10 protein-coding genes are annotated in these 12006 nt (G+C 35.9%); 6 read left to right on the forward strand and 4 right to left on the reverse strand.

Features of this window, described 5'->3' with window-relative positions; all coding sequences use genetic code 11:
- Positions 1-5: 5 nt before the first annotated feature.
- Together ONI09_RS00685 and ONI09_RS06995 are read right to left on the reverse strand one after the other, a co-directional pair.
- Positions 6-947 carry an FKBP-type peptidyl-prolyl cis-trans isomerase gene (locus ONI09_RS00685; RefSeq protein WP_265014109.1) on the reverse strand — a complete coding sequence of 314 codons (942 nt, stop codon included), beginning with the start codon at positions 945-947 and terminating at the stop codon, positions 6-8.
- Positions 940-1947, reverse strand: a complete 1008-nt coding sequence (locus ONI09_RS06995) for a polyprenyl synthetase family protein (protein WP_265014110.1) — start codon at positions 1945-1947, stop codon at positions 940-942. Before ONI09_RS06995 ends, ONI09_RS00685 begins: the two co-directional genes overlap by 8 nt.
- A 145-nt stretch (positions 1948-2092) precedes the next feature.
- Between ONI09_RS06995 and acpP the strand changes: the two genes are divergently transcribed.
- From acpP to thyX, 5 genes are all read left to right on the forward strand, one after another.
- Positions 2093-2353, forward strand: a complete 261-nt coding sequence (gene acpP / locus ONI09_RS00695) for an acyl carrier protein (protein ID WP_323132832.1) — start codon at positions 2093-2095, stop codon at positions 2351-2353.
- A 13-nt stretch (positions 2354-2366) separates the two neighbouring features.
- On the forward strand, positions 2367-3638 hold the full coding sequence (gene fabF / locus ONI09_RS00700; RefSeq protein ID WP_265014111.1) for a beta-ketoacyl-ACP synthase II: 1272 nt from the start codon (positions 2367-2369) through the stop codon (positions 3636-3638).
- 229 nt (positions 3639-3867) lie between these two features.
- Positions 3868-4692: a CPBP family intramembrane glutamic endopeptidase gene (locus ONI09_RS00705; protein ID WP_265014112.1), complete on the forward strand. Its 825-nt coding sequence runs from the start codon at positions 3868-3870 to the stop codon at positions 4690-4692.
- 155 nt (positions 4693-4847) lie between these two features.
- Positions 4848-6125 (forward strand): UDP-N-acetylglucosamine 1-carboxyvinyltransferase, encoded by a 1278-nt coding sequence (murA, locus tag ONI09_RS00710; protein WP_265014113.1) that lies wholly within the window; start codon positions 4848-4850, stop codon positions 6123-6125.
- 9 nt (positions 6126-6134) lie between these two features.
- Positions 6135-6989, forward strand: a complete 855-nt coding sequence (gene thyX, locus ONI09_RS00715) for an FAD-dependent thymidylate synthase (RefSeq protein ID WP_265014114.1) — start codon at positions 6135-6137, stop codon at positions 6987-6989.
- A 72-nt stretch (positions 6990-7061) separates the two neighbouring features.
- Here the strand turns inward: thyX and ONI09_RS00720 are convergent, their stop codons facing one another.
- The gene (locus ONI09_RS00720; protein WP_265014115.1) at positions 7062-8846 is read right to left on the reverse strand and encodes a hypothetical protein; all 1785 of its coding nucleotides are present in this window, start codon (positions 8844-8846) and stop codon (positions 7062-7064) included.
- A 144-nt stretch (positions 8847-8990) separates the two neighbouring features.
- Here ONI09_RS00720 and priA point away from each other — a divergent pair, with 144 nt between their 5' ends.
- Complete coding sequence (gene priA / locus ONI09_RS00725; RefSeq protein ID WP_265014116.1) at positions 8991-11333, forward strand: replication restart helicase PriA; 2343 nt, start codon at positions 8991-8993, stop codon at positions 11331-11333.
- 9 nt (positions 11334-11342) lie between these two features.
- Here priA and petA read toward each other — a convergent pair whose 3' ends face one another.
- Positions 11343-11942 carry a ubiquinol-cytochrome c reductase iron-sulfur subunit gene (petA, locus tag ONI09_RS00730; RefSeq protein ID WP_265014117.1) on the reverse strand — a complete coding sequence of 200 codons (600 nt, stop codon included), beginning with the start codon at positions 11940-11942 and terminating at the stop codon, positions 11343-11345.
- Positions 11943-12006 lie beyond the last annotated feature (64 nt).

Below are 12006 nucleotides of genomic sequence, written 5' to 3' on the forward strand. Positions count from 1 at the left end.
AAATTTCAGCTATATTCTTTAGGCTGTTTTTCAACAGTAGAATGGTGTGCTGCGACCTCTTGCTTAACATCTAAGCTTAAGTCAATTATTGAGATATTTTCTTCATCATAATCTATGTCTTGTATTAACATATCGTCAGTAATAGTCAAAAGGTCAGGCGGAGAAAGAATAGTTCTTTTATTACCAGCTCTCATTCCCACAACTCCAAGCTCTATAGCAAGTGGTATTTTTTTATCGCCAACCCTAAATTGCACTGTTTGATCTTTGGCTATATATTCTCCATTATGCTCCTTTACGCTATATTTAACCGATATCTCATCACCGCACCTTACTTGTTTTCCAGTCTTGTTAATTAAGTCATTAAAAACCATCAGATTATTTACTGAGTCGGGATATTTATCCTTTATTTCGATCAGTTTGACGTAATAAGAATTAAAATTCATTTTGTTATCATTGGCAATAGTAACTACACGCTCTCCGCCTTCTTTCATACCTATTACCCCTAAACTCACTTCTTTTAGGTTATCTTGACCTATTTTCAAAGTAACATCAGAAACTTTGCTAGGGAGTGTTGCTAAGTTATTATTAGAAATTTTATATATTTGCAATAGGACTTCCAGGCCACAAAAAGCCTTGCTGCCACTGCCTTCAGTAATTTCATAAAAATTTATTGAATCTTCTTCTTTTTGCTGCGTCATTTCTTCTAAATATTCTGTCAGCCCATGCTTTTCAATATAGCGGTCAAGTGCTGATTCAAGTATTGGCTTCACTAGGTAATATGCTATCGTCTGTATCAAACCACCATGCGTGGCATTTATCTCATAAAGCTTGTCCTTTTTTTCCGGTTTACCTTTGTTTATATAGACAATAGTAAACACAAAAGTAGAAGTTAAAGTGAGAATCGTTACTACGGAAATAAGCATTTGTAATATAATTTTTCTAACCATCTTTCTTTACTTGATTCAATAAATCATATAAATAATTAGTATCCCCTGAAAGCGCACTCAAATTATCCAAGCCTTGTTTAAAGAGGCCGTCTATATAGTCCTCTACTTCACTTTTACCAAGCACAGACATTAGGTTATTTGTTTTATCTTGTTTGTAGTCTTCAATATCATCCTTAGCTTGAAAGATAAGCCCTAGATTTATTCCATAGTTATATAACGCTTTACGTTGCTTGTCTGTAGCATCCCCTATTATAGCACCTATTTCACATGAAGCTGCAAATAGTTTTGCGGTTTTCATCAAATGAATTTCTTTTATTTTATCAGCCTGGCCCGACGTCATTCCAGCGTCATACATACAGCCGTACGAATGTTGTAGTTTTAAGGTAGAAAGGGTGTCATGCAAGTAGCTGACACTGGAATCCATTTCATGTTCAGCTCCACTATCGCATGGCTTTTTGCACGAAATGCTTGTAGGCAAAGCCTTCTGGATCCCAGTGTCCGCTACTTGCATGACAGAGGGTTGGGGGCTAAAATCTATATGCTCACTGTTAATATCTAAAGCCTGTCCTCCCACCATTCCCCTAATTCCTATTGCCTGAGAAAGAACTTTTATGATCTCACAGCGTTTCTCATTTAACGAAGATAATACCTCAAAAGCCAGAGTAAGTAGTGCATCTCCGGCAAGCACTGCTGTTGCTTCATCAAATTTTTTATGGCAGCTTAGCTGGCTTCTGCGAGTATCACTGTTGTCCATGCACGGTAAATCATCGTGAATTAGAGAGTAAGCATGAACAAATTCAATTGCTGCAGCAACTGATATTACTTTTTTAGCTTCCGCGTTAAACACTCGCGATGAAGCTACGACTAAAAAGGAGCGTATATGTTTTGCAGGAGCAAGGAGTATATAACGCATAGCTGATATAAGATTATTCTCGCTATTTTCGGGTAAGAGTTTATTTACTTCTACAATAAGCAAATTTTTTGTTGTTTCGTCTAGCATTTTTGAATTGTTAATTGTTTAGCACGTAACGCTAGCCAGCTAGGGCAGTAGAAAACTTTACTGTAGTTTACCAGTTATAAAAGATATTGCAAACATAAAAATTTTTTATAACATCAAATAATAGGTTATTTTTTTGGTAAGAAATGTGAATAGCGAACTAGCAAAGAGCACTAGAGAAGACATAGAAGAAAAAGTGAAAAAGATTATACTAGAGCATATTAGTAAGGATGTAGAGAAATTCAACAGCTCTTCAAAGCTTTCGGATCATGGTACAGACAGCTTAGATGCAGTTGAAATCATCATGGCAGCAGAAGAAGAGTTTGGAATAGAAATTCCAGATGAAGACGCACAAAAAATGGAAACTATGGAGCAAATAGTTGAGTACATTAATAATAAAAAAGGCTAATAGTTAGTGTTAAATGAGCAGAAGAGTAGTAGTCACTGGTGTTGGTTTAATCACTCCACTAGCGGCAGATGTTGACAACACTTGGTCAAGGCTAATAAAAAGTGAGTCTGGCATAAAAGCAATCAATACGGATAGATTTGACTCTTCTGATCTTGCTTGCAAAATTGCAGGGCAGGTGCCGTTGCAATCAGACAACATTGAGCACCATTTCAATCCACTAGATTATATTTCTGAGAAAGACTCAAAAAGGACAGATCGTTTTATCCATTACGGTATTGCAGCAGCTATTCAGGCAGTAGATGATTCATTAATTTTGGAAAGCCAAAATATCAATCAGGAACGTGTTGGTGTGACTATTGGCTCTGGTATAGGTGGTCTTCCGTCAATTCAGGAAAATGTTATTACCATGCAGGAAAAAGGGCCCAGACGTGTCAGTCCATTTTTTGTCCCTGCAAGTCTAATAAATTTGATATCTGGCCATATTTCTATTAAATACGAATTTACAGGTCCAAACGATTCAGCAGTAACCGCATGTGCAACAGGTGCGCATGCAATCATAAACTCAGCAAGAACTATAAAACTTGGTGAAGCAGATGTTATGATTGCAGGTGGAGCAGAAAGTGCACTGTGTAGAGTTGGAATTGCAGGTTTTGCATCTATGAAAGCGTTATCAACTAAATTCAATGATAAACCCAAAGAAGCTTCAAGACCATGGGATGCAGAACGCGATGGTTTTGTTATGGGTGAAGGAGCAGGTATATTGGTGTTGGAAGAATACGAACATGCAAAAAAAAGGGGGGCAAAAATACATGCTGAACTGGTTGGGTACGGACTCACAGGAGATGCGCACCACATTACAGCACCACATCCAGAAGGAAGAGGCGCATTTAAGGCAATGCAGCTTGCTTTAAAGAGCGCGCAAATTAATCCCAATCAAGTAGGGTATATCAATGCACATGGAACTTCAACGCCACTTGGAGATAAAATTGAAGTAATAGCAATGAAACAGTTATTCGGTGACTACGTTTATAAAATACCTGTTTCTTCAACTAAATCTTCTATAGGACATTTACTTGGTGCTGCAGGGAGCGTTGAAGCAATATTCAGTATTCTTGCGTTAAATAATGGAATTATTCCGCCAACCTTAAATTTACACAAGCCTTCAGAAGGATGTGATTTAAATTTTGTACCGTTTAAAGCTCAGGAGCATAAAATTCAATATGCACTTTCTAATTCGTTTGGTTTTGGTGGCACTAATGCATCGCTCATATTTGGACAAGTTTAGTTGATGTCACCCCAGTGTCTTCCTCTTGTCATGCAAGCAGCTCTCCTACTGTCATCCCAGCACGTGACACTGGGATGACAAACGGTTGTGAAAGGGAATACATATAAAAATTAAACTATCAATAGCAATTCAAAAAGAAAAAATATTCTATTCATCCCTGAAGAAGTATTTTATTGACAATTTATGAATAAAGATCAATAATGCAGAAAAGGAATTGATAGGCGTATGCATGAATTTAACCACTATTAATTATACATTATTTGTTGTAATTACATATTTTTTGACGTGCATTATAGCTTGGTGCTTACCTTTCAAAGATATAACATTATTAACAACATTTGTTCCGGCTTCAGTTGCAATTTTGCTAACCATTTATAATAAACAGAAGGTAAGGGATCTTTTTAAACTTAGTTCGCCAAAAAACTGTCTATTAGGGTTTATACTTATTCTGGTCAGTATGCTAATTTCCAATGGTCTTTTGTCAATTTACTGCGGTTTTTCATTTTTCCGAGAGTCTTTTACGTTAGACCGTGTAAAGGATTTGAGTGCAGTTTTGAGTCCATTAGTGATGTTATTTGTTTTATTATCAACCTTTGTGATGTGGATCATTATGTCTCTTGGTGAAGAGATCGGTTGGCGTGGCTATCTTTTGAAAAATCTTAAAAGCAAAATATCAAATTTTTATATCAGAGCAATTATTGTCGGTATTATTTGGTCAGTATGGCACATACCAACTTATGTGGTTGCTGGCTCAGCTTTGTGGAAGGATGGCTTTACATTCCCGACTATTTGTGCTTATACCCTTTATATTTGTGCAATGTCTATAATGTTTACCTGGTTGTTTGAAAAAGACAACTCGATTTGGCCAGTAACTATTGCTCATGCAACAAATAATCTTGTGTATAGTGTTTTGAGCATTCTAATGCCGTCTCCTCCTCTGTCAACTTTCGATGCAGTAATTCGCCTTACATTAGGAGCAGCTGGTTATTTCATTGTTGCAATTGGTGTTATTTGGTTTGATAAAGCTCGAGAGCGTCATTTGAGTAATTCATAGTATAAAATTTCGGGGGCAATTCGCATCAGGTGTCATGCAGGTAGCATGACACTGGGATGATGAGGAAGAAAAAGCAAATTTTGCCTTTTACGGTCAATATATTATACTTAGTAAGACTTCAATAAACTAATGAATTATACTTTATATCTGATTAAATGCACAAGATATTAATAAGAAATAACTACAAACCTTTGGTCGGAAAAATCAAGATTAATGGCTCAAAAAATGCTGTTTTACCAATAATGGCAGCAAGTCTATTAAGTAGCTCCCCGGTAATTTTGCATAATGTACCTGATTTAATTGATGTGCATCTAATGTCTAAGTTGCTTGAAAGTCTTGGAGCAGAAGTGAACTTTATGCACAATAAAAATTATAAAGCGAACCATACTTTGAAAATTGACTGCAGCAATATCAACAATCACGTGATGCCATATAAAACCGCAAGTAAGCTAAGAACTTCTTTTCTAATATTGGGTCCAATGCTTAGCAGATTTGGCAAAGCGAGAACAGCATTTCCTGGTGGATGCAACATTGGAAAGCGTCCCGTTGATATGCATATTAAAGCATTAGAAGAAATGGGAGCTAAAATTGAAATTGACGGCTATAATATAATTGCAACAGTGAAAGGAAAGCTACAAGGAAAAGAAATCACATTTGAGAAAATAAGTGTTGGCGCAACAGAAAATGTAATAATGGCAGCAACATTTGCAGAAGGAGTGACAACAATAAACAATGCTGCAACTGAGCCGGAAGTTCTTGATTTAATAGATTTTCTGAAGAAAATGGGTGCTGATATTGAAATTGATAATACAAAGGTCATAATAACAGGAGTTGAAGCACTAAATGGATGTGTTCATAAAATAATACCAGATCGCATAGAAACAGGTACCTATGCACTAGCTGCTATAATAACCGGTGGTAAGTTGGAGTTAGAAGGAATAAATCTATCTGATATAAGGTGTATTACAAATGAGTTGGAGACTATAGGAGCTATGGTTGAACTGTATGATGGAGGCATTGTTATTTCCAGAAAAAATGGCTCTATTAAGTCTGCTAACGTTGCGACAGATCCATACCCCAATTTTCCCAGTGATATGCAACCACAACTGATGTCTGCAATGTCCATCGCTGATGGGATATCAGTAATTGAAGAGAACATTTTTGAAAACAGATTTACACATGCAGATGAATTGAGAAAGTTAGGTGCTAATATCAGCATCGAGAAAAGCAAAGCTACTATAAGTGGAATAAAAAGCTTATCTGGAGCTAATCTATATGCTACTGACTTAAGATCAACAGCAGCTTTGGTGCTTGCTTCTTTGGTAGCTGGTGGAGAAACTATAATAAATAATTCACATCATTTATGGAGAGGATATGAAGCAATGCATGAAAAACTCAATTCATGTGGAGCTGATATCTCCATTTCGTCTTGAGGATATTTTATGAATGAAGCAACCAAACGAACTAGAGTAAAAGAAATAGATGCAATCTTATATGAAGAACATAAGGTATTAGACCATGGATTTATTCGAGTAGTGGATTATATGGGCTCTGATAGCGCTATAGTTCAAGCTGCTCGTGTTTCTTATGGCAAGGGAACAAAACAGATAAGTCAGGATGAAGCACTTATAAAGTATTTAATGAGACATCATCATACAACTCCATTTGAAATGTGTGAAATTAAGTTTCACGTGAAACTTCCAATTTTTGTTGCAAGGCAATGGATAAGGCATAGAACTGCAAATGTGAATGAATATTCAGCAAGGTATTCAATACTTGATAATGAATTTTATACACCTAAACCAGAACAAGTTGCAAAACAATCTGACAATAATAAACAAGGTAGCGGGGAAGCTTTTGATCCAGATACCTCAAAGGAAATAATAGATTCTCTAACAAATGACTCTAATTTAGTATATTCTCATTATGAAAAATTTATTGAGCAGGGGCTTGCAAGAGAAATTGCCAGAACTAACCTAATGCTTAATTACTACACGCAATTTTATTGGAAAATAGATCTGCATAATCTCCTTCATTTTTTGAAGCTTAGAGCTGATAAGCATGCCCAATATGAAATCAGAGTTTATGCAGAAGTTATGCTGGATATAATAAAAAAATGGGTTCCACTGGCCTACAATGCCTTTGTTGAATATTGCCTAGAATCAGCCTGTATTTCAAGAACTGGTCTAGAAATAATTCGCAAATTAATTAAAGGGGAAAACGTTACTAGAGAAGAAAGTAATATTGGTAAAAGAGAATGGGGCGAGCTGATGTCTATACTTGATAAACAATCTTAAAGATAAAGGCATACGTGTCAATCTCCTCTGTCAGTTAACTCTCGTTCACCAGATTGAATCTTGCTTTTTACATCACATTAACTCATCACTTTTATAGAACATCTCATTAAAATCATTTAGAGTTCCAAAATCCTGACCCTTGATAAACAGGTGATCATTAGCAACATGTGCTTCATCAAGAGTAAACAGCTCGTAATGATGATTGTGAGCGGGCCTAACAATTTCATTATATAAAACCATTACTTGTTCGTAGTTATATCCATCGCCAGCATGATATTTACCACGTACGGTATCATAAAAATTCTTTACATCATCATATGTCACTTGCAGCTCCACCTTATACTTTCCCACTTCAAGAGGACTTCCTGTCTTTATTTTTAAGGGATGTTGTGAATTTGCAACACTGTTAGAAGTTTCTGCTTCAATATCAGAATTTTTATCCATATTTTCTATCACACTTGCCATAACAGTTTCTTGTTCATCTTCTGTTGGTTTTGTTTGTTTTTCAGTCTTATTACTGCTACTGTCAGTTTCCACAGTTACTTTTTTTACTTCTATATCTTTTTGAGCTTTCTCATTACTTTGCTTGTGTATTTCATCTCCATGCAATTTTTCCTGCAGAGCTTTTTTCGTATCAGCATAATCATCACGATTGCTTTGCAAAGCTGGTTTATAACTGCTGCTATCATCCGCTTGCATTTGATCTATATAGTTAGATTCTTCTTCCTGTATAGTATTTTTTGCGTTATCCTCACCAACCGTTCCTTTCTCCCCAGACTTGGCTTCACTCTCTACCACAACTTCTTCGTCTACTTGCTCATCATCAATTGTAAATTCAGTACCTATCTGATTGCTATCTTCCTCCAATTCATTAGATAATTTTTCAGATAGCTGGTCACCACTCAAATATGGTTCCTTTGAATATTTAGCATAATTATGGGGATCGGTTCTGTTTTCTGAATAAAACCCACTTTCAAAGTCTGAGTAGGAGCTTTGATTGAGCACAAAAAATAAGTTTTCATAATTAACCAGCATATCACTATCAGGGCTAACAAAATTTAAATATTCATCGCCTTCCCATTCTGGGTGGTGTCTATACTCTGCTATGTAGTATTTACTAGAGTCGAGAGGTATCTTGTCACCTTCTTCCCCATCAAGTTGTAAAACTACTGCTGAATGCCCATTACCTAAATCATTATCTTTTACCACTTTGAATATTTTAATCTCATCCTTTTCTACAAGTTCTTTTAACTCCTCGTTCTTTTCATTTAACTCTTCCTCCCTTTGTCTTTCTGCTTCTCTTTCTTTTGCCAATCTTTCTGCTTCTTCATCAGCTTTCTTCTGCAGTTGTGAGAATACATTTTGTAATATATCTTGTGTGGTTAAGCTATTTGTGTTGCTTAAAAAATTATCTAACACATTTGATGCAATTGGTGACAATTCACCGTGATCATCAAATACTTTTTCCTTTGCTTTATCATAGTGATTTGGGTTATAGATTGCATACAGAGGATAAAAACCATAATCTGCAATTGACGCTCCGTCAGGTGATAGTTCCATTGAGAATCCATAGTAATTAAGTGGAAGATTGGAGGTTAAATATTTACCGTTATCATCCCTAACGTATAGCTCACTTCTACCATTGTGCTCACTATATTTGTTGTAGTAGATATAAAAATTCTCATGGTTAAGATTGAAGTGATCATCTAGATTATCGAATTGAATTGTACTGCCAAGCTTCTCGCGCAAAAGATTTTTGCTTTCATCTGTAAGCTTTATATGTGCAGAAAAGTAGTATCGATCTATAGGTTCGCCTTTTTCTATTTCAAAGTTCAAAGTAATCTTGTCGTTGACCATTGGTAGCCTCCACAAATTCTATAAATCATTTTATTTATCAATCATACGGTCTGTACTATGAAAAATGTGTTAAACGTTAAGATTTTCTCTGTACCGATTCATCTATATTGCCAAGCTTAATAAAGTTACAAGCTCTTTAAAACAATGTTAAACTCAATCACTATGGCAAAAACAGTTGACGTATTACTACCACTTCCAATTGATCAGTTATTTTCATATGCAATTGAGGAAAATACTGAGATTTTACTTAGAGATTACGTAGTGGTGCCATTTGGCAAAAAACGCTTAATCGGAATAGTTTGGAAATACAGTGATAAAAGTAACCGAGAATTAAAATTTATTGAGCAAAAAATCGATTTACCAAATATTAGACCAAAATTGATTGCATTTGCAGAGTGGGTTGCACAATACAATTTAATACTTATTGGTATGCTTGCCAAAGTGATAATGGGAGGAGTGTTAAAAGTAAATCACATAGATAAATTGGTTTGTGTTGAACAAAAGCAGGAAACAAGTGAAATAAGCTGCAAATTGAGTCCTGAACAGCAGGTAGCTAGTGATAAAATAATCAGCAATTTGAACGAATATTCAGTAACTTTGCTTGACGGTGAGACCGGGTCTGGAAAAACCGAAGTTTATCTCTCTGTGATTGCACAATTGATTAAGAATTACACTGCCGTTCCAAATGCTGCTCAGACTTTACCATCCCAGTGCCCAGAGACACAACTGTACGAACATTGTGATTTGGGTCTACCAAGAGGGTGTTATCCGAGTAGCCTGACACTGGGATCCAGTTTTTCATACAACCTCATTACAAATGTTTATTTTAACTTAAGACCAATACCTAATTTACAATCAAAATTCCTGGATTCCAGTGTCAAGCACTGGAATGAAACCTTTGTACTCAAGGCAAAACCCACTGTAACATTTAGCATACCGTCTTTGCCACGTACTAGTATGACACCAGAATATGTTGAAATGACACCAGGAGAGGGTAATGCACAAATTTTAATCCTCCTACCTGAAATTGTTTTAACTTCACAATTGGTAAATCGTGTTCGCGGTCAGATATCAAAAAACTTAGTTGAATGGCACTCAGGGCTCACTCCAAAAACTCGCCTGAATAATTGGCTCAATATAGCAAATGGAAATGCGCAGATAATTATTGGTGCACGGTCAGCGCTTTTTTTGCCTTATAAAAACCTAAAATTGATTATCGTTGATGAAGAGCACGACTCATCTTTTAAACAAGAACAGGGAATTATATATAATGCTCGAGATATGGCGATAATCTTAGCCAAATTTGAAAATATTCCGATTATTTTATCATCAGCTACTCCACTGCTTGAAACGATTCATCATGTTAAAAACGGGAATTACAATCATGTAAAGCTAACTAAACGATTTGGTGGTGCAGAATTGCCACTCATTAAAGTAGTAGATATGAGGAACAACAAGCAATGGATCTCCTCTGAGCTTTTTGAAAGCATCAAACAAACCATAGAGAAAAAACAGCAGGTTATGCTTTTTCTAAACCGCAGAGGGTATGCACAACTGGCAATTTGTAAAAAGTGTGGATATAAAATTTCCTGCTTAAATTGTGCTGTTTGGCTTACATATCACAAGAAAAAAAATGCTCTTTTGTGCCATCATTGCTCTTATCAATTAAAACTTCCAGAGAAATGCTCTAATTGCCAAAGTGAACAGCCATTGTCCCTCTACGGCATAGGAATTGAAAGGTTGCTTGAAGAAATGGTGAAATTAATACCAAACGCAAAAACTGCGATGATAAGCAGCGATCAGAAGTCGGTTAGTAACATCATTGATTTAGTGTTAAAGGAAGAGGTGAACATTATAATCGGCACACAGATAATTGCTAAGGGGCACAATTTTCCTAAATTAACTTTGGTTGGAGTAATAAATGCAGATTTGAGCCTCGAAAATTCTGATTTGAGAGCAGCGGAAAAGACGTATCAATTATTGTACCAAGTTGCAGGCAGATCAGGAAGGTTTAATGAAAAAGGAATGGTAATAGTGCAAACCAATAACCCTGAAAGTTCAATAATAAAAGCATTGCTGCATCAAAAAAGGGACTCATTTTATGAAATTGAACTTAAGTCAAGACGTGAAGCCAAAATGCCACCATTTAGCAGATTAATAGCGCTTATCATTTGTGGTAAGAATCAGATTGCAACACAAAAAGCAGCGAATGAAATAGTAAAATCTCTTCTTTGTCATCCAAGTAGCTTAACTACTTGTATCCAGGAAAAAAATGTAGGTGTAGACAAAAAGGAATTTGAAATTCTTGGCCCATCACCAGCAGCGATAAATTTTTTAAATAATAAGTATCGGTATAGGGTATTATTAAAAATACACAATAAACACAGTTTATCTATACAAAAAAAGCTGAAATATTGGATTAAAAATTGTAACTTGAATTCGAGTATTGCAGTGATAATAGATGTTGATCCTGTGAGTTTTTTTTAACGAGTTCCGTTAAGCCTTCTTGCCAATTACCACAACATTCTCACTGGGAAAAAAATAATCAGGTACAGCCATATTTTTCGGTGCAGGACCCCCAATTACTCGACCTGATGTATCATAATATGAACCGTGGCAAGGACAAAACCAACCATTACCATCTCTTGTAGCGTGGTCAACCGGTACACACCCAAGATGTGTACATATTCCAAGCATAATTAACCATTCGTCTTTCCCTTCGTATACTCTCTGCTCATCTAATTGAGGATCCCTCAAGCTCTTCACATTCACAGCTCTTGCAGCCTCAATTTCTTGCTTTGTGCGTCTACGAATGAATACTGGTTTACCTTGCCACTTTACTTTTACTCCGTGTCCTTCCTGAATTCCAGACAAATTCACCTCCACTGTGGAAGTTGCTAGAACTTCAGCAGAAGGATTCATAGATTTAACCAGTGGCCAAAGTCCGCTTGCAGCTCCTATACCTGCTATAGCGCATGTAGTTAATGTTATAAAATCTCTCCTACTCTTATTTTTAGTAAGATCTTTAACAGGAGGTGTTTTTTTATCCTCTTTGTCTGCCAGTGGTTTTTTATTTTTAGTTAATTTTTTGTCCATTGATCTTTACTTAGCCATAAGTATATATTTTAATTTAAATACTGCATATTAATCAACAAAAACT

Source organism: Wolbachia endosymbiont of Drosophila pseudotakahashii, from assembly GCF_026015925.1.
GTDB classification, from domain to species: Bacteria; Pseudomonadota; Alphaproteobacteria; order Rickettsiales; family Anaplasmataceae; genus Wolbachia; species Wolbachia pipientis.